The 18755-nt window shown below is 44.3% G+C and carries 20 protein-coding genes and 1 pseudogene; 12 read left to right on the top strand and 9 right to left on the bottom strand.

What is annotated here, in order from left to right:
* Positions 1-149: 149 nt before the first annotated feature.
* Genes DSOL_RS07905 through DSOL_RS07895 form a run of 3 tightly spaced genes read right to left on the bottom strand, consistent with a single transcriptional unit; the run spans position 150 to position 2367 of the window.
* Positions 150-728, bottom strand: a complete 579-nt coding sequence (locus tag DSOL_RS07905) for a class I SAM-dependent methyltransferase (RefSeq protein ID WP_075364321.1) — start codon at positions 726-728, stop codon at positions 150-152.
* Between the two features lie 27 nt (positions 729-755).
* Positions 756-1943 carry an MFS transporter gene (locus DSOL_RS07900; protein ID WP_170871466.1) on the bottom strand — a complete coding sequence of 396 codons (1188 nt, stop codon included), beginning with the start codon at positions 1941-1943 and terminating at the stop codon, positions 756-758.
* A gap of 55 nt (positions 1944-1998) precedes the next feature.
* Positions 1999-2367, bottom strand: a complete 369-nt coding sequence (locus tag DSOL_RS07895) for a PadR family transcriptional regulator (RefSeq protein WP_235838733.1) — start codon at positions 2365-2367, stop codon at positions 1999-2001.
* Positions 2368-2634: 267 nt separating this feature from the next.
* Here DSOL_RS07895 and DSOL_RS07890 point away from each other — a divergent pair, with 267 nt between their 5' ends.
* The 3 genes from DSOL_RS07890 (at position 2635) to DSOL_RS07880 (ending at position 3994) form a co-directional block, all read left to right on the top strand.
* A complete protein-coding gene (locus DSOL_RS07890) occupies positions 2635-2922 on the top strand; it encodes a type II toxin-antitoxin system Phd/YefM family antitoxin (RefSeq protein WP_075364319.1) in 288 nt (95 codons plus the stop codon).
* The gene (locus tag DSOL_RS07885; protein ID WP_075364318.1) at positions 2915-3223 is read left to right on the top strand and encodes a type II toxin-antitoxin system RelE/ParE family toxin; all 309 of its coding nucleotides are present in this window, start codon (positions 2915-2917) and stop codon (positions 3221-3223) included. Before DSOL_RS07890 ends, DSOL_RS07885 begins: the two co-directional genes overlap by 8 nt.
* Before the next feature lie 366 nt (positions 3224-3589).
* On the top strand, positions 3590-3994 hold the full coding sequence (locus tag DSOL_RS07880; RefSeq protein WP_075364317.1) for a pyridoxamine 5'-phosphate oxidase family protein: 405 nt from the start codon (positions 3590-3592) through the stop codon (positions 3992-3994).
* Between the two features lie 83 nt (positions 3995-4077).
* Here DSOL_RS07880 and DSOL_RS07875 read toward each other — a convergent pair whose 3' ends face one another.
* Entirely contained in the window at positions 4078-4497 is a 420-nt protein-coding gene (locus DSOL_RS07875) for an Rrf2 family transcriptional regulator (RefSeq protein ID WP_075364316.1), read from the bottom strand.
* 173 nt (positions 4498-4670) lie between these two features.
* Between DSOL_RS07875 and DSOL_RS07870 the strand changes: the two genes are divergently transcribed.
* Together DSOL_RS07870 and DSOL_RS07865 are read left to right on the top strand one after the other, a co-directional pair.
* Positions 4671-5090: a MarR family winged helix-turn-helix transcriptional regulator gene (locus DSOL_RS07870; protein WP_075364315.1), complete on the top strand. Its 420-nt coding sequence runs from the start codon at positions 4671-4673 to the stop codon at positions 5088-5090.
* 116 nt (positions 5091-5206) lie between these two features.
* Positions 5207-7081 carry a heavy metal translocating P-type ATPase gene (locus DSOL_RS07865; protein WP_075364314.1) on the top strand — a complete coding sequence of 625 codons (1875 nt, stop codon included), beginning with the start codon at positions 5207-5209 and terminating at the stop codon, positions 7079-7081.
* 40 nt (positions 7082-7121) lie between these two features.
* On the opposite strand, the gene ilvA is transcribed toward DSOL_RS07865, so the two are convergent.
* Positions 7122-8330 (bottom strand): threonine ammonia-lyase, encoded by a 1209-nt coding sequence (ilvA, locus tag DSOL_RS07860; protein WP_075364329.1) that lies wholly within the window; start codon positions 8328-8330, stop codon positions 7122-7124.
* A gap of 267 nt (positions 8331-8597) precedes the next feature.
* On the opposite strand from ilvA, the gene DSOL_RS07855 reads away from it, so the two are divergent.
* Positions 8598-9758 (top strand): metallophosphoesterase, encoded by a 1161-nt coding sequence (locus DSOL_RS07855; RefSeq protein WP_075364313.1) that lies wholly within the window; start codon positions 8598-8600, stop codon positions 9756-9758.
* A gap of 98 nt (positions 9759-9856) precedes the next feature.
* Here the strand turns inward: DSOL_RS07855 and DSOL_RS07850 are convergent, their stop codons facing one another.
* Complete coding sequence (locus DSOL_RS07850) at positions 9857-11053, bottom strand: anaerobic nitric oxide reductase flavorubredoxin (protein WP_075364312.1); 1197 nt, start codon at positions 11051-11053, stop codon at positions 9857-9859.
* Positions 11054-11170: 117 nt separating this feature from the next.
* Positions 11171-11422: pseudogene (locus tag DSOL_RS29475) on the bottom strand (diguanylate cyclase domain-containing protein); the annotation flags it as partial.
* A 194-nt stretch (positions 11423-11616) separates the two neighbouring features.
* Here DSOL_RS29475 and DSOL_RS07840 point away from each other — a divergent pair.
* From DSOL_RS07840 to DSOL_RS07815, 6 genes are all read left to right on the top strand, one after another.
* Positions 11617-12579: a phosphodiester glycosidase family protein gene (locus DSOL_RS07840; protein ID WP_075364311.1), complete on the top strand. Its 963-nt coding sequence runs from the start codon at positions 11617-11619 to the stop codon at positions 12577-12579.
* 128 nt (positions 12580-12707) lie between these two features.
* Positions 12708-12914: a hypothetical protein gene (locus DSOL_RS07835; RefSeq protein WP_075364310.1), complete on the top strand. Its 207-nt coding sequence runs from the start codon at positions 12708-12710 to the stop codon at positions 12912-12914.
* Between the two features lie 103 nt (positions 12915-13017).
* Positions 13018-13647: a PsbP-related protein gene (locus DSOL_RS07830; RefSeq protein WP_075364309.1), complete on the top strand. Its 630-nt coding sequence runs from the start codon at positions 13018-13020 to the stop codon at positions 13645-13647.
* 1 nt (position 13648) lies between these two features.
* Entirely contained in the window at positions 13649-14314 is a 666-nt protein-coding gene (locus tag DSOL_RS07825) for an ABC transporter ATP-binding protein (RefSeq protein WP_075364308.1), read from the top strand.
* Positions 14307-14969, top strand: a complete 663-nt coding sequence (locus DSOL_RS07820) for an ABC transporter ATP-binding protein (protein WP_075364307.1) — start codon at positions 14307-14309, stop codon at positions 14967-14969. Before DSOL_RS07825 ends, DSOL_RS07820 begins: the two co-directional genes overlap by 8 nt.
* Complete coding sequence (locus tag DSOL_RS07815; protein WP_075364306.1) at positions 14966-17623, top strand: FtsX-like permease family protein; 2658 nt, start codon at positions 14966-14968, stop codon at positions 17621-17623. The genes DSOL_RS07820 and DSOL_RS07815 overlap by 4 nt, the downstream gene beginning before the upstream one ends.
* Before the next feature lie 306 nt (positions 17624-17929).
* On the opposite strand, the gene DSOL_RS07810 is transcribed toward DSOL_RS07815, so the two are convergent.
* Together DSOL_RS07810 and DSOL_RS07805 are read right to left on the bottom strand one after the other, a co-directional pair.
* Positions 17930-18325: a retropepsin-like aspartic protease gene (locus DSOL_RS07810; RefSeq protein WP_075364305.1), complete on the bottom strand. Its 396-nt coding sequence runs from the start codon at positions 18323-18325 to the stop codon at positions 17930-17932.
* Positions 18325-18570 (bottom strand): hypothetical protein, encoded by a 246-nt coding sequence (locus DSOL_RS07805; protein ID WP_075364304.1) that lies wholly within the window; start codon positions 18568-18570, stop codon positions 18325-18327. Before DSOL_RS07805 ends, DSOL_RS07810 begins: the two co-directional genes overlap by 1 nt.
* Positions 18571-18755 lie beyond the last annotated feature (185 nt).

The raw sequence follows: 18755 nt of genomic DNA, 5'->3' as shown, positions 1-18755 counted from the left end.
ATTGTGGTGTGGATGCAGAACTTGGATGATCTTCGTCGCAATTGTTCCTAATGATAAACATAATTTTTATCATTAGGACAAAAAGGAAAATCCTAGGTTTTGGCCTAGGATTCTTGAAATTCATATAAGAGCATAATCTTGCGAAGAACTTATATAGACTCTGATGCTTTACCTCGAAAAAGAATATGGGCTGGATTAAAGATTTGCACCCAAATATCCTCAAAACCTGCTTGTTCCAGAATTGTTACCCATTCTTCCTGTGAACGACGTTCACTTAATTGTGGTCCCATAGGAGTCTCTTTTTTCTGCCATTCGATGACCCAAATCTCTCCATTGTTTCTAAGAATTCGCTGGGTATTCCGCAGATAATTTAGCGGATCCTGTAATTCATGTAGAACATTAGAAATAAGAGCTATATCCACATCCTTATCCGGAAGGGGGATACTTTCTCCTTGAGCCAAATAAGTCTCAATTCGCTCCGCCAGCCCGCATTCTTGGGCTGATTGTCGCAGGAACTGCAATCGTTCTGTATTGATGTCAACGGCCTTGATTTTTCCCTGAACTCCGATGATTTCCGCAGCTTTGAGTGTAAAATAACCCTGTCCGCAGCCTAAATCGGCTAAATACTGACCGTCCTTAAGACCGAAGCGGGAGAGAATTTTAGCGGGTGGCAGAATCTTTTCCCTTTGCTCATGGTTGTGATGATGAAAATTTTGGTGAGTTGACATACATTTCCCTCCTTTTCAATTCATGTTCTAGCGAGCTGCTATGCGTTGGGTGCGGGCTGCAGGGCGGCTTTTCATAAACAAACCAATCAGACCAGCCAAGATAGGAAGAAGGAAAATAACGGTGACCGCCGATGTAAGACCCCAAATATCACCGATGCGACCGATAAGAATGACAGCTAGACCGCCTATTCCACCGGCAAATCCCATTGTCAGCCCTGCGGCCAACGCTTTGTTGTCCGGAATTGCCTCTTGAGCGGCAACAACAGTGACTGAAAAGCTGGACAATAAGGCTGCCCCGGCGAAAGCCAGAAAAATCGTACTCAGAGTGCCTTGGGTATAGAGAAAACCAAAGAATAACGGTGTAGAGATAACCAGGGAACCGACAATTAAACGCTTACGTCCATAAAAATCGGAAATAAAACCCCCTATAACCCCACCAATTGCCCCAGCAGCGAGCATAATAGTAACGAGATGACTTGCTGCAATATTCGATAGATTTTGAGACTTAAAGTACAGGGGAAGCATCGTTAACATCCCCGTATAAGCCAGAGAACGAATGGCGATCACACCGATAATGGCAACAAGTTCCGAGGCTGCGGATTTTAGAGAGCGCACAACCACTGAAAACGGTGTGTTGGCACCGGACAAAACATTATTACGTGGCGCATAAAGAAGTAGCAAGATAGCTACGAAAATACCTGGGACTACAGTTACAAGGGTAGCTTGTAACCCATAAGCTTGGAATAATGGAACGAGAAGGAGTGGACTCAAGGCAAAACCAAAATTACCGAAGGCTACAAAAGCAGAAAGTAAAACGGCTTTACGGTCGCCGCTTAAGACGTTAACCATGGTGGAGGCCTGGGGATGGAAAGCGGCTGTGCCGAGTCCGGCTAAGGCTGCAAGGATAACAAGTAACCCATAGTTATGGACTATTCCGGTTAAACTGAGCATGATCGCCATCCATAAAGTTCCTACATGAACGAGCCAACGTTTCCCTTGACGATCCAGAAAATAGCCAAAAAGCGGTTGAACCAACGATGAGGTTATGGTAAAAGCGGAAACTAAAATAGCTGCACGAGTGGCTGTAAAGCCAGGCGTTAACGCAACCAGAAAAGGGAGCATCTGGGGAAGATAATTGCTGTATAGGTCATTTAACATGTGGGCTAAAGAGAGTACACCAATTTTGGAATATTGAATCTGGTGCTTCTGGTTCATAAAAAGACTCCTCTCAAAAATAATGGCAATCCGTTTCATGTTCTAAAGTTAGTTATTAATCGTTATCCTGGCTTAAAGCTTTGTAGTGAGATAGAAAATACTCAAAATTGGCATAGCGTTGGCGAATGTCTTCCGCTTGTTCCTTAAGATCCTGCTTTCCCTTAGGGGTAATAGTGTACCATTTTCTGGGCTGACCGCTCTCTCGTGTTTCCCAGCTAGATTCGACCGAACCGTTTTTTTCCATCTCTTGTAAGCTGCGATAAACAATGGCGCTATCAGAAAAAACATAAGGAAGTTCGGTTTCTAATCGCGTCAGAAGTAACCCTCCATAAGAGGGGGCATCGGCCAATAAAAGAAGTAAAAAAGCTGGAGTGTGCCGACCATGTTTTTTAGACATCAATTTTTCACCTCTTTGTTTGTTCAAAACAGTATCTGCTAAACAGTATTAGTGCAAAAGAGTAGAATGTTAAAAGCAGTATACTGTCTATAACAGTATAACAAATATAGGTTAACTCTAAACTATAGAAAAGTCAAGGTTTTTTGAACGCCCACAACACGTTGCTGAACAAGGGGACAGGTTCCTTGTTTGACTCTTGTTTCAAGGATGTACTAGAAATCGTAAGATTGATAATGTAGCATAACTATGATAATATTATGTTAAATTGACAACTCGTAATAAGAGGTGAATGATATGCCACTGATTAGACCAGTTTCAGATTTGCGAAACAATTTTGCGGATATTTCAAGGGTGGTGCATGAAACATCGGAACCAGTGTTCTTGACCAAGAATGGATATGGGGACATGGTTGTCATGAGTATTGAGGCCTATGAACGTAAGCAGTTTGAAAGTGAACTATGCTTTAAGTTAAAAGAGGCGGAACTGGAAGCAAAATCTACCGATGTGAGATACTCGCATGAAGAAGTGTTTTCTGATTTAAGGAAAAACATTGCTGATAAGGTAAGCAAGGATAATGCATAAGTTGAACTATCTACCTTTGGCACAAAAGGATTTGAGGAATATTACAAGCTATATCGCCGATTATCTTAAAGCACCAAAGGCTGCAATGGATTTGGTTGATGTCCTTGACAGTTCTATATCTCGACTTCAACAATTTCCTTATTCTTGCAAGGTGTATCAAGCAATAGAACCCCTTGAACCCGAATACAGAATGTTGCCTGTTAAAAACTACCTTGTGTTCTATGTGGTGACAGAACATGATGTAGAAATACATAGGATTATCTACGCAAAGATGAATCTTGAAAAACTTATTAAAGCCTAGCAAAGTGGCACATGGATTCTTTGCAAACAGACCAAAATAAGTTATTAATTAATGGCACCCGAAGGGTGTCTTTGTTTAATATCAAAACAAATAATAGGTGGAGTACAACTTTTGAAGTGGGGTCAACAATGTTTATAACGGTGATCCCAATGGAGACGGCACGGGTGGGAAGTAGGCATACACGGTGCAAATAAAGTAATCTTTCAAAACAGAGATATCAGACAACATGTATAAAGAAAAATAAAATACAAATGACGGACTTTGAACATAGATATTGACAACTGTTATCATTGTAACTATACTGGTTACAGTATGAAGAGGGAATAATGTCTTAGGTGATACAATTAAATTTTGGGGGCTAGAGTAATGACACTTGAACAAATTAAGGAAATCCTATCTGATGGAGCTACGGGCTATTTTGCTACCACAAATGGTGAACAACTTGAAGTCAGGGGATGGCAGTATCAGTTTGCGCAAGAAAATAAATTCTATTTTATGACCACAAATACAAAGGATGTATATAAGCAAATGAAAACTAACTCAAACGTCGCATTCTCTTGTGTTAGTAACGAATACAATGTTCGGATTTCAGGTAAGGCAACGTTTGTAACTGATGCAGCTGAAAAAGAGGAAGCTTTCGCTAAGGTCTCTGCTCAAGTTCAAAAAATGTATGAAAATGCCTCAAATCCGATTGTAGAAATTTTTTACATTGGTAGTGGTGAGGTTAAGGTTAGCAAAGGGTTTGACCCGATTGAAGTGGTTAAATTCTAAGAAATAAAGTGGAACTATAACAAAAAGTAGGGAATTCAATGTCCCTACTTTTTGTATTTCTTCAATTCTATCAGATGGTCTCTCTAATTAATCTTATTTAATTCTTTAACGATATTCTGAATGGTCACTTGACGTAACTCATTTTCCATTGCAATTTGAGCTTTATTCAAGGTAGCGCCTACAATCGATTCAATATTAGCGCCCACTTTACATTTACAATTCCCTTTATGGAAATTGAAAAGCTCATGATCCTCGGTAACTTCAACGGCATTATAGACATCGAGTAGTGTTATTTTTGAGATATCCTTTTGTATATATGTTCCACCCGTTCCATGAACATTAATAAGGCCTGCTTTCTTCAGAAATCCTATAATTCTACGAATTAAAACAGGATTAGTATTTACACTGGAAGCGATATATTCCGATGTGCAATTTTTTTCGGTTATTGCTGTTAAGGTTAAAATATGGACAGCAATTGAAAAACGACTGCTTAATTTTTTCATAGTATTCTCTCTCCTAATGTAATCCATGATAGTTATCTAGGAGTTCATTGTCAAGCAGGATGGGTTTCACTTGTCAGCGAAGAGTATTTTTGTTATCATATATCTTGAAATTCAAACATTATTATCATAAAACATTATGGGTTACTTACTAAATATTCAGAGGAGGAGTCATAGTGACTATCAATGAAGAGTTGACTCATGAACTTTTGGCGTTTTTCAATGGGTTTTCTTCCTGGGAAAATTCAATCGTGCGATCTAGTGAGCTAACGGTTTCTGAGGCGCATGCCTTAGAGGTCCTCGGTGAACACGAAAAAATAAATATGAAAGGTTTGGCCCAGAAGTTGGGGGTTACGACAGGAACCACTACAGTAACGGTGGATCGCTTAGAAAAGAAGAATTTTGCCCGCCGTGAATCGACGAAAGAAGATAGGCGCGTTAATCTTATTAGTTTGACTGATATAGGAAAGAAAGTATTTGAGGAGCATCATGACTACCATTTGAACCTGACAGAGCAGATGACGTCCGTTCTGAGTGACGACGAAATCAATCAGTTTTTGCACACTTTAAAAAAGATCAATGCCGAAACTTTTTAGAACGTTGGGGATTTCATGACGACTCCATCGATCTATGGATTGATGGAGTCAAGATAAGAGGGTACATAAAGTATATAGTGAAGTATGTGAAAGAAAGTATAAGGAGAGAAATCAACATGAGAACGTCTTGGAATATTCTTGGGTCGAGGCACAAGGGCTTGATTGTTACAGCCCTCAGCTTAGGATTTATTATCCTGGCTTGGTATTCCGGAAAATATGGTCATGCTGAGTTCGAAGTTCCTTTCTACCTTTTGGCCTATGCCATAGGTGGATATCAGAAAGCCTGGGAAGGGCTGCAAACCTTGATTAAGGAAAAAGATTTAGATGTCGATTTGCTAATGGTATTGGCGGCCATTGGTGCAGCCAGTATCGGATTTTGGAGAGACGGGGCTATTTTAATCTTAATTTTTTCCCTAAGTGGTGCCCTGGAAGGATATACTCTGGAGCGAACGAATGACGAAATTAAGTCCATCATGAAACTACGCCCGGAAGAGGCTATTGTGTTACACGGAAACGTGGAAAAGCGAGTTCGAGTCGAAGAATTGCAGCAAGGCGACCACTTGTTGGTGAGGCCGGGAGAAAGGATTGCGGCGGATGGGATTGTGAGTGAGGGATTTTCCTCTGTGAATCAGGCATCGATTACGGGGGAATCGATTCCCATAGACAAGTCGGCGGGGGACGAGGTTTTTGCCGGAACCATGAACGGACAGGGAGCCTTAGTCATCGAAATGACCAAACCAGCAGAGGCCACTTTACTTGCTAAAATAATCCATCTGGTTCAGGAAGCGCAAAGTGAAAGACCACCCAGTCAATTATTCATGGAGCGATTTGAAGGTATTTACGCGAAAATCGTGGTTACCGGTGCGGTTTTGATCCCAGTCTTGTCACCCTTTGTTATAGGGTGGTCTTGGAGTGAGACAATCTACAAAGCCATGATCTTTCTCGTCGTAGCCTCCCCTTGCGCTCTGGTTTCCTCCGTTATGCCCGCTGTATTATCCGGGATATCGAACGGAGCACGCAAAGGAATCTTATTCAAAGGAGGTGCCTATCTGGAGACGATCGGTGACGTAAGCGTAGTAGCTTTTGACAAAACCGGAACTCTCACAGAGGGAATACCAAGAATTACTCAAGTGATACCCTATGGAAACTATACTGAAAATGAGGTTTTAAGCATCGCCGCTTCTCTTGAAACATGGTCAGAACACCCTATTGCTAAGGCTATAATCCGTAAGGCGAAGGGGAAAAATCTCCACCTTAGCTCAGCCTCAAAACTAGAAGCTGTGCCTGGGTTTGGGGTACATGGCATAGTGGAGGGTCAGGAATATCGAATCGGAAAACTGGATTTGATCGGAGGACAAAAACTCCCGGAAGAGGAAATGAACGCTGTCCAGGAACTGGAGAAGCAAGGGAATACGGTAATCTTTGTTCAGGTGGGAAATGAACGAATTGGTGTCTTAGCGGTACAAGATACCCTGCGGCCGCAAGCGAAGGAATCAATTAGTAGACTTAAAAAAATGGGGATTAAGGTTGTGATGTTGACCGGCGACAGCTCTTCAACTGCGAAAATCATGGGTGAGCAGGTAGGCGTTGACCAAGTATATTCCGAACTGCTGCCGGAACATAAAGTTGATATTATAAAAAAATTAGGGGAATATGGCAAAGTAGCCATGGTCGGCGACGGTGTTAACGATGCACCGGCCTTGGCGGTTTCTTCCGTCGGTATCGCCATGGGTGCTGCCGGAACCGATGTAGCCATGGAGACTGCTAATGTGGTCCTGATGGCTGACGACATTTCTAAGGTCTCCTATGCCATTGCCTTAGGGCGTCGCACGACCAGGGTGGTCAAACAAAATGTGACCTTTGCCATTGCCGTTATTTTCGTGCTTGTCCTGTCTAATTTTTTCGGGAATATTAATCTGCCTTTAGGAGTGATTGGACACGAAGGGAGTACAATCATCGTCATCATCAGCGGCCTACGCTTACTGAGATAATAGCGGCCGTCTACTTTCATTACGTTTAGCGCTAAGTTCGTTACTGAATTTCAACCCGATAGTAATTTTCTTCGAGAAGCTTCTTGATTGTTCGAATCTGTTCTGTGTCCGTGGTCTCCAACTCGAGCTCCACCTTGGCATAACTCATCGGAATATCTAGGGTTTCCCGCCTGTGTGTAACGGCAAGGACGTTGGCTCCCATACTGGCAGTAAACTGTAGCAGTTGTGCCAGAGCTCCGGGACGGTCCTGAATAACAGTGGTAAGGAAACATTTTCGTCCATTTTTTACTAGTCCTTTGTCAATCGTACGGGCGAGGATGTTGACATCGACATTTCCACCGCTCAGTAATGCAACCATTTTACGATTCTTATAATGGGAAAGACCATGCATGATAGCTGCAACGGAAGCAGCTCCCGCACCTTCCGCAACGACTTTGGCACTTTCTAGGAAAAAAAGCATAGCACTGGCGATTTCATCATCGTCTACGGTAACTATTTCGTCGACATATTGCTGAACGAGTTCAAACGTCAGGTCACCGGGTGTTTTTACAGCAATCCCATCGGCAATGGATGGGGTTCCCTTGATGGTCACCAGTTGATGAAGCGCAATTGATTTCTGCATCGAAGGGTTGTTTTTACTCTGCACGCCAACAATCTTCACATCCGGGTTTAAAGTCTTCAGCGCCAAGGCGACTCCCGAGATCAATCCGCCGCCGCCAATAGGTAGAACGACGACTTCCACGTCAGGCAAATCTTTAAGGATTTCCAAAGCAATGGTTCCCTGACCAGCAATCACCAGCGGGTCATTAAAGGGATGAATAAACGTCGCATGGGTCTCCTGCTGAATGCGCAGAGACTCCTCGTAAGCTTCATCATACACCTCACCGTGAAGAATCACATTTGCACCAAACCGACGTGTTGCCGTTACCTTGGAGAGAGGAGCGTGCTTAGGCATGACAATTGTCGACTTGATGCCGTAAATGGTTGCAGCTACGGCGACACCTTGGGCGTGATTACCAGCAGATGAGGCGATGACGCCACATCGCTTCTCTTTTCCGGTCAAATGTGCAATCTTGTTGTACGCTCCTCTGAGTTTGAAAGAGCCCGTGCGCTGGAGGTTTTCCATCTTAACATAAACCTGGTTGCCGCTCAGATCACTAAGGATCGAGTTGTATACTAACGCCGTTCTATAGGCAATCCCCTTTAGCGTCTCTTTTGCCTTGTATACGTCATCAAGGGAAATATCCATGTCTAGGCTTCCTTTCTTAAATAAAATAACATGCTTTGCAGAGAGTAAACTTACATGCATATCCGTTGCTTGTTCATTCATTGTTAGATATAGAATTCCTTTAAAAATGATTACTATGCTCGGTATTTCCATCCAAAACAAGATAAGTGGAGAATTTCCTACACGCGGTTTGGAACTTGATTGTTGAAGGTAAGAAAGAAATGAGAAAGAAGTTCATAAAAATGGAACCTTGTGTTATAGTTAAAACTCGGAGGTGGTTGTCGTCAAATGATCAATCCTTTTTTTATTTTAGTGGGTAGTGTAATTTTTATAATTTATGGTGGACTGAATTATTACATTGGTCTGCGGGGGTGGCAGGCTTTGTTTAGCTTTGTCCCTTTCCTAGTTCCCAAAGTTTATTGGCCCGTTTTTTGGCTGTTATCCCTGTCCTATTTATTCAGCCGATTTAGCCAGAAATTTCTTCCAAAAATATTATACGAAGGAATGACTCTAGTTGGGGCTTATTGGCTGGCGTTTATGTGGTACTTTTTATTGGTAATCACAGTGTTAGATTTACTACGATTGATCGACCATTTTCTTCGACTTGTACCGGTGGAAATAAAACGGAGCTTGAACCCCGTTTTGGGATTCATCGTTTTTATATTGGTCGTTGGTATTGTAAGTTATGGGGCATGGAATGCCCGTCATCCCCGGGTGAACCATTATGATTTGTCAATCCCTAAACAAGCGGGGTCGCTAAAACAGTTGCATGTTGTCATGGTTTCGGATATCCACCTAGGAACAATCGTTCACAACGATCATCTTACGAAAATGGTCAATACAGTTAATCAACTAAAACCTGATCTAGTCCTGTTTGCGGGGGATGTGTTCGACGAAAATATCGAATCGTCTAATAAACAACAAGTGTCCGATAATTTTCGTAAACTAAGCGCTCCGTACGGTGTTTTTGCGGTACTGGGTAACCATGAGTACATTGGTGGGAATGCCGAGGAAGCGATCAAATACCTGGGTGATGCAGGGGTAAAGGTATTACGGGATAGCTCCCAGGAAATCGCCGGAAGTTTCTATCTTATGGGGCGAGATGATCGGTCGAGTGAGCGTGTCAACAGGGTCAAGAGAAAAAGCTTAACAACCTTAATGGAAGGAGTAGACCGTTCACTTCCAATCATCTTGATGGATCATCAACCATCGCAATTAGAAGAGCCTGCTGAACAAGGGGTGGATTTGCAATTGTCCGGTCATACGCATGCTGGCCAAATGTTTCCCATTCAGTTTATTACGCACCGTATCTTCGAAGATGACTGGGGATACCTTCGCAAGGGGAATTTCCAACTCATCGTTTCTTCGGGTTATGGGACGTGGGGCCCCCCAATTCGGGTGGGGAATACCCCGGAAATTGTGGATATTACGATAAAGTTTAAGCAGTAGGCTTTAAAGTTGAAATCAGTTATTTTCAGGAAAGACTATAAAAAAGCAGGGGAGCGTTATCAAATGCTCACCCTGCTTTTTTAGTTACTGTTCGTTATTTACTTGAGTGCTTGTCCAATGGCCCGTCCAAATTCTTGGCACTTAATGAGGCTCTCGTCATCCGGGTTCCAGGTTACCTTTAGCCCATCGTTAAGGAGCTCAAACCCGCCGTGTTCCAATTCGGCTGAAATAAGTTTATTGCCTTCACCGCTCCAACCATAACTACCAAAGGCAGCTGCTTTTTTATTTTTAAACGCTAACCCTTTGATCATTTCTAGGATTCCAGCGACGGAAAAAGAGATTCCTTTATTTATGGTCGGTGAACCAACAAGGATTGCCTTGGATTTAAAGACTTCTGTGATGATGTCGTTTTTATCCATATGAGTGGAATTGGAATTAAATAATTTAACGGTAACATTCGTATCACTCAATCTTATCCCTGTGGCAATATTTTCGGCCATTTGGCGGGTACTGTTCCACATCGTATCGTAAATGATTGTAATTTGATTTTCTTGGTAATCCTTAGCCCATTCCATGTATTTGTTGACCATTTGCAAGGGATTATCCCTCCATATGAGACCATGACTTGGGCAAATCATATCAACGGGCAGGTTGAAGCCCAAGATTTCAGTTATTTTCTTATCAACAAAGGTACTGAACGGAGTTAATATATTGGCATAATACTTTAGGGCTTCGTGGTATAACTCAGCTTGATCGACTAAGTCATTGAACATATGCTCAGACGCTAAATGTTGACCAAAACCGTCATTGCTGAAAAGGATATTATCTCCAGTCAAGTAGGTGAACATCGTATCAGGCCAATGGAGCATTCTTGCCTCAATGAAAATAAACTCTTTGGACCCAAGGCTTAATTTGTCGCCCGTTTTGACGGGTATAAAATTCCAATCCTGATGGTACTGGCCTTTTAAGGATTTGATGGCATTGGCGGTACAATAAATAGGGGTATTAGGAATTTCCTTCATTAATTCAGGTAAAGCCCCGCTGTGATCGGGTTCGCCATGATTAGCAATGATATAATCGATTGTATTTAAATCGATCTCTTTTTTCAAATTGGCAACGAACTCTTTAGCGAAGGGAGTCCAAACACAATCAATGAGGGCTATCTTTTCGTCACGGACAAGGTAAGAATTATAGCTGGAGCCTCGGTGTGTAGAGAGTTCATCACCGTGAAACTTTTTTAATTCCCAATCGATTTTTCCCACATACGTTACACTCTTGTTAATTTCAAAACTCATGAATAATCCCTCCCGAATAGTTTTGGTTTTCAAAGTATCTAAGACCGTTAGAACTTGAAGGTTGATTTGCGAAAGCTCAGACGACGCTTGAGGGTATCGTAGAGTCTCTTGCAAAGACTAAGCGGTTACGACCCGTTTGTTTTGCTTGATAGAGGGGTGCATCTCCCCGTAGGCCTCGTCGGTATTTGGTAGAACGACAACAAATTCTTCTCCTCCGTAACGAGCAAGTAAATCGCCTTGACGTTTCACAGATTCCTTCAAGGCAGTAGCGACCTTCTTAAGACATTCGTCTCCTTGAAGGTGTCCATAGTGATCATTATAAGCCTTAAAGAAGTCAATGTCACACATAATTAAGGATATTCGTTTGCCTAGTAATCTTGCCCATAACCTTAATCCTTCTACGCTAACCCAAAATAATCCTGCTACACACGGTCATCTTGACAAGAAATCTTATCCTTTTGAGGGCAGGGCAGAAATCAACATTGGTTTTTAATCTCCTTTTAATTTTTGAATGCTAAAATCTAAAAATGATTAAATACCAAAGAAGGAGAAGGAAAGTTCCTATGAAAACGAAGCGTTCTAAAAGATTTAAGGTAATTATGGCCTTTTTGGGCTACAACCTCATTATGGTGGTGATACTTGCCCCATTCATCGTGTTTTGGGGGCCTTTCCAGTCCCTAAAAGTAATGGCTGTGGGTTCGGTTTATACATCTCGACACCCTCAAGTTGTTAAAGCCTTTCTATCCCAGGCGGAAATCGATCGGATTATGAATCTTAACAATTCTCAGGGAATCAGCAGTAGTAATACCATTGCTCGCACAAAGGTGACGGATGCGAGTTCGGGAATTACAATTGAAGATATTCAAGGTCCTAGCTTCAAAGGCAAAGTGATGCTGATAAAAGATCCCAAACGAGTCAAAGTGGCTGTCACGAAACAAATTGGTGTGACGGGAGAACGGGTCAGCGATCTTGTCAAGGACCTGGGAGGAATTGCTGGAATTAATGCCGGAGGGTTCTATGATCCCAATGGTAAAGGAAATGGAGCTTTTCCTGACGGGTTAACTGTGCATGCAGGGAACTTGGTCCACAACAATGTTCAGGATCAGGCGGTTAATATTATTGGATTTGATAATCAGGGTAAATTAATCATTGGCAACATGACAGCCAGTCAATTACAAGAGAAAAACATTCGTGAAGCGGTTACCTTTGGCCCCAATCTTATTGTTGATGGCAAGTCTGTGATTTCAGGAGACGGCGGCTGGGGAATAGCCCCTAGGACTGGGATAGGTCAGACTGCAGATGGAACCGTCATTTTTGTGGTGATTGATGGTCGGCAACCGACTTGGAGTATCGGGGCAACTTTGCGGGATCTGATGAACGTCTTTAATAATTACCATGCAGTAAATGCTGTCAATCTAGATGGTGGTTCTTCTTCAGAATTCGTGTATAATGGCAAAATTGAGAATAAGCTTTGGGACATTTTTGGGGAACGCTATATTCCCACAGCCTTTGTCGTGGCTCCGTGACGATCAACTATATTAGCTAGCCTAGTGAGGATTTTCCTCGCTAGGCTTTATTAATGAAATTTTAATGTTCAATTCATTTTCCTTTAACGAGCAAGGGTTAAACTTCTAGAAGAAAGGAGATGGATCACGTGATTACAGCAATCGGTGGTAGCGGTTTGCTGCCCAGTATGACAACCATCAACCATAGTGTGAGGGCGACTAAGATGAGTATGGGCGAAGAAGCGAAGGAAAGTATGAGTGAGCGCCTGGCTGAAGCCCAACAAACTTCATCCGCCAAAGGGACAAAATCGCAAAATCCCACTAATTTAGGAAACAAGTTTGACAAGCTGGCTTGATTTGTGAGTCTTTAGATGAACGAGCTTACGGGAGTGCTCTGAACTCCCGTGTTTTTTACGACGATTGCATGAAAACGGATATGTTTAAGGAGGATTAGCAACGATGTCAAAACTAAGATTGCCTATAGCCTTGGTCACAGTTGTGACTTTAGTGACCATAGTCAGTGGGTGTGGAGCAAATAGTACTGCCTCAACCAATAGCTCGGGTTCAGTCCAACAATCCCAACAAGCGGCTGGAACAAATCAAGCGGCAGGTACTCAACCTAGTCCTGCGGGAGATATTCCGGATAACCAACTGTTTGTAAACTATGTTTCACAGGCTGGGAGTTATTCGCTTGACGTACCGGAAGGATGGGCCAGAACAGCCAAGGGAAGCGATGTTAGCTTTAAGGATAAGCTGAACAGTGTGCAAGTCGTCGTTGCAAAGGTTTCTTCTCCACCCACCTTAGATAGTGTCAACAAGAGCCAAGTTGTTGAGTTAAAGACCAAGGGACGGGCTGTCAAGGTAAAAAGTGTGAAGAACGTGAATTTGCCTGGAGGATCAGCGGTGGTCATATCCTATGAAGAGAATTCTGTTCCAGATCCAGTGACAGGTAAACAGGATCGTTTAGAAAACAACCAATATTTCTTTACTAAAAATGGAGAAATGGCTACTTTAACGTTAAGTGCTCCCTTGGGAGCGGATAATGTTGACCAGTGGAATAAAATGTCCGGTAGCTTCCGGTGGAGGTAATATGCGAGTTATCGAAACATTCGACATTTACCGTTTCTATCACAACGAGGAAGAAGAAACGTTAGCTTTGAGGGGGGTAAATTTCCAGGTCGAATCAGGAGAGATCGTCGCGGTGATGGGACCCTCAGGGAGTGGGAAATCGACCATGTTAGCTTGTTTATCCGGCTTGGATGAACCGGATGGCGGGTATGTCGAGGTATTAGGCAGGCGAATTACCCGACGAGCAGAAGCCGAGCGGGCAGCGATTCGCTCGGCTGAGATTGGGATTGTGCGTCAATCGGAGAATTTGTTTAACCATTTATCCGTGGAAGATAACATTCGCTTGCAGATGCAGTTAGGACGTAAGGTGGATGAACGCCGGCTGTTGGACTTACTGGACATGGTTCACTTGCGCCACCGCCGTCAGGCCCTGCCCAGTCAGATTTCTGGGGGAGAGAGTGCTCGGGCTGCCCTAGCAGTCGCCTTGGCTAATAACCCTAAAATCCTTTTAGCTGATGAGCCTACCAGTGAAGTGGATGCAGAAACGGAACGACAAATCTTGGACTTGTTTGCAAGGCATAAGGCCCAAGGCGGAGCAGCCGTGATCACAACTCACAGTGAAGCTTTGGCAGCTCATGCTGATCGCATCATACGACTGGTCGATGGGAGGGTTGTCACTCATGCCTGAACAACTTGTTCAAGTGGAAAACGTGGGAAAAACCTATACTCGTGGCGGGGTTTTGGAGACAGCACTTTCTGAGGCGACATGTTCTGTTTTTCCAGGGGATCGTATTGCTTTGGTGGGATCCTCTGGGAGTGGTAAGTCCACTTTGTTGCACCTCATGGGGGGGTTAGATAGACCTACTTCAGGGCGCATTTCATGGCCCAGCCTAGGGACTTTCGAAAGGTTGCGTCCGCAACAACTGGGTTTTGTTTTTCAGATGCCAAGTTTGTTGGCCCAACTGACGGCTGTGGAAAATGTTGAATTACCCTTGCTTTTAGGACAGGTTGAGGGCGCAGAAGCACGTAAAGCTGCTTTGGAAGCTTTGGAGCGAATTAACCTACGGGGCATCGCGGAGAAACTTCCCGAGGAGCTTTCCGGGGGTCAGGCCCAACGAGTGGCGGTGGCTAGGGCTTTGGCCTCACGGCCCAAGCTTATACTAGCCGATGAACCCACAGGGCAACTGGATCATCCAACCGCCCAACATTTATTGGATGTTCTGCTTAACTCTCTTAAGGGGTCAGAAACCGCCCTTGTAGTGGCAACTCACGATCTGGCGATAGCAGAGCGCATGAACAAAATTTGGCACATGAACCATGGTGTCTTGGAGGTCGTTGTATGATCAGGACGTGGTTGAAGGGGATCTTAACTCATCGTTTAGGACGCTTAGCGGGAGCCATTCTTGGAGTAGCCTTTACGGTTGCTCTTTTGGCTTCGATCGGCGCCTTTATTGCTTCTGGTGCGGCGACAATGACCCAATATGCCGTCAAAGATGTTCCAGTGGACTGGCAGGTTCTGCTTTCACACTCTACGGATGCTCAGCTTGTTAAAGAAGCCATCAACCAGTCGGCAGCCCCTACGGCCCTAGAAGAAGTAGGGTATGCAGAGGTTAGCGGGTTGACGGCCAACACGGGTGGGAGTGTTCAAACGACGGGCGCAGGTCAAATACTGGGTATTAGTCCGAAGTATCGTGCTCAATTCCCAGCTGAAGTTCGTCATTTGCTGGGGGCTAACCAGGGGGTTTTGATTGCTCAGCAAACAGCGTCCAATTTGCACGTTAAGCCTGGAGATACAGTAACGATTCAACGCATCGGCGTACCGCCCTATGATCTCAAAATAGACGGTGTCGTCGATCTACCCAACGTCGACTCCCTCTTTCAGGCCATAGGGCTCCCGCCGGGTGCGGCACCCCAAGCTCCTCCAGATAATGTCTTGCTGCTTCCGGCTGAACAGTGGCACTTGATTTTCGACCCTCAGGCGACGGTGCGCCCGGACACTGTGCATACTCAATTGCATGTCAGGATAACGCATGCTTTGCCAGCAGATCCTAGTGCAGCCCATCAAACCGTGCAACAGATGGCCAAGAATTTAGAAGTGCGGATTGTGGGTAAAGGGATCGTGGGCAACAATATCGCAGCACGTCTAGGCAGTGTGCAAGCAGATGCCGCGTATTCAAGGTTACTCTTTCTCTTCTTAGGGTTGCCCGGCGCGATTTTGGCAATCTTGCTTACGCTATCGGTGGCGTCTTCCGGCAAGAAACGTCGGCGGAAGGAACAAGCGTTACTCCAGATTCGGGGCGCTGCGGTTAAAACAATTTTGCGCTTGCAAGCGGTTGAGGCGCTGATTGTTGCGCTGGGTGGAGTGCTGGCAGGGCTTATTCTTGCCGCCTTAATAACCAGATCGTTCGCACCGCTCAATACCTTGCTGGGGAGCAGCGGTATTCTTTGGACCTTAGGGGCTGCTGGGGTTGGTTTTCTTTTAGCGTTTTTCGCAATTTTGTATCCCGCCTGGTTAGAAATCCGACATTCCACAGTGGCTTCGGCTCAAATGATTGTGGGACGAAGGACAGGCAAGCCGCCTTGGCAACAGCTTTATTTAGATGTCATCGTGCTCTTGATTTCCCTGCTGGAGTATTGGAGAACAGCGAGTAGTGGGTATCAGATCGTTTTAGCCCCGGAAGGGTTAACGACGACGTCCATTCATTATGAGGCCTTTATTGCGCCACTCTTCCTGTGGATTGGGGCGGTTTTGTTAGCGAGTCGTCTGCTAGAAGGTGGACTAGCACGAGGACGTGGCTTACTCGCTCGTCTTCTCACCCCCTTAGCGCGTGGACTTTCGGGTGTCGTTTCCGCTTCGTTATCCCGACAACGTGGTTTGATCACCCGAGGGATCATTTTAGTGGCTTTAGCGGTATCCTTCGCCGTTTCGACGGCGGTCTTCAATACCACGTATAACGCCCAATCCAAGGTCGATGCCGAATTAACCAACGGATCGGACGTTACGGTGACAGGAACGACGGCTTCTCCGCCGAGTAGCAAACTGGCTGAATTGAACGCTCTGCCCGGTGTGGCGGCAGTTCAGCCTATGAAACATCGACTGGTCTATGTAGGAAACGATTTGCAGGATATATTTGGGATAAACCCGAAAACGATCGGTCAAGCGACTAATATTTCAAATGCCTTTTTTGTCGGAGGAAATGCTCAGGCGACACTGGCGGCGTTGGCAAATCAGGCAGATGGAGTCCTGGTCTCGGCTGAGACGGCGAAGGATTACCAACTAAACCTCGGTGATAAACTGACTCTACGTCTGCAGAATGCTCAGGATCATCAATACCATGAAGTATCCTTTCACTTTCTGGGGGTTGTGCGGAAATTCCCGACCGCTCCTAAAGATTCCTTCTTGGTGGCGAATCAAAGATACCTTAGCCAACAGACTGGATCGGATGTAGCAGAAATCATGTTGATGCGTGCCAAGGGGAGCTCATCCGATCTGGCAGCACGAGCGCAAACCGTGGTCAGTTCTTTGCCAGGGACTAAGGTTGTGGATATCAATTCAACTCAACGTACGGTTAATTCAAGCTTGACAGCTATAGATCTGCATGGCCTGACTCGCTTGGAATTGATTTTTGCCATCATCTTGGTGGCAGGTTCTACTGGTTTAATCTTGGCTTTGGGCTTGGCAGAACGGCGGCGTATGTTTGCTATACTCGCTGCGCTGGGTGCGAAGAAAAATCAGTTGGGCGCCTTTGTTTGGAGTGAGGGTTTGCTGATTTTAACTGGAGGGAGTGTCCTCGGGGTTGTTCTAGGCTTAGGGGTGGCACAAATGCTCGTGAAGGTGTTGACAGGCGTCTTTGATCCTCCGCCTGAGTTTCTTTCCCTACCGTGGAGTTACTTAGTCCTTTTGGCAGGAGCGGCCCTAGTTTCTACCGTCGCTGCAGTCATGGGTACCACGAAACTCTCTCATCGTCCGGCTGTGGAAGAAATGCGCAATCTGTAATCTTGAAAAACCGCCAGAAATGGTGGCCTACTTCTAACCTGCTGTTCCTGTGGAAGTACTCATGTTATTACGATTCTTGTTCCTTATTCTTCGGCTACAGTTGCAAGTCCATGACCGCTATGAAATTGAATAGCTGCGAAAAACCACCTGTCTTGGGGAGGGGGGATCTACCCAAGACAGGTGGTTTTGTTTGCTGTTCTTGATGAAGAAGAGAAAAAATCTCGTTTTAACGACCTCACCAAGAGAGTTTTTACCCGAATAGAAACGATTGAATTCCCATATAGATCGAGTGTTGCTCCTCAAATACTATTGTTCGCATGCCTCGAATGTTAATGATAAGTTCTTCAAGTTTATAATTGCACCAATCTTCATAAGTAGATCTAATCCTAAAAGTCCATTGATATCACCTTTGGGATCAATAACGCCAAAGTCCAATTTTATGTCATCTAATATAAGCTGGCCTAACTTAATTTCCTCGACATTCTTAGAGAAAAAGTTGTGTAAACTTCCTCCTAAGCCATAAAAAGAGTTTACACTGTCCTCCGGTTCAGCAAAAATCCCAATATCCTCAACCGCATCAGGCGAAATTATGCTCTCTGTCGCTCCTGTATCAATCACCATGTTTTTAATTACTTTCGTACTTCCACGAAAAGATATTCGAATTGAGGAAAATATAAGTCCATCTCGAAACTCAATCTTCATCAGATTACACCTCGAAAACCAAATATTTGCTTGATCGGAACTTCAATTTTCTCTTTTCCTGTGTGATAAACAAGGATTTCATCCTTTGATCTGACTAACTCGCGGGTTGCTTCCTTCTCATCATCGAATGCCTGAATTACAGCCATATCATCGATGTATCTGATATTATTTTCAATATGTGAATCCAGTATCTGAATTTTAACAAACCGCTCAGGGTATATCTTCCTTACTTCATCCCATTTCATCAGGCGCACCACCTTATTGTTTCTATATAATTCCATTATACCATTTCCGTGGCGCAAAATTAAATAAACAAAGACTATTCCAGAATTTATAGCGCACGGATGCGCGTCCTCCTGCACCGATTTCGCATAACGTCCCGAGGGTTTGCGACGCGTCCCAATCACATTCATCTTTGCAAAGTGTCGCT

The sequence above is a fragment of the Desulfosporosinus metallidurans genome (assembly GCF_001936615.1).
In the GTDB taxonomy this organism is placed as follows: domain Bacteria; phylum Bacillota; class Desulfitobacteriia; order Desulfitobacteriales; family Desulfitobacteriaceae; genus Desulfosporosinus; species Desulfosporosinus metallidurans.
This window is presented reverse-complemented; position numbering and strand designations above follow the sequence as displayed.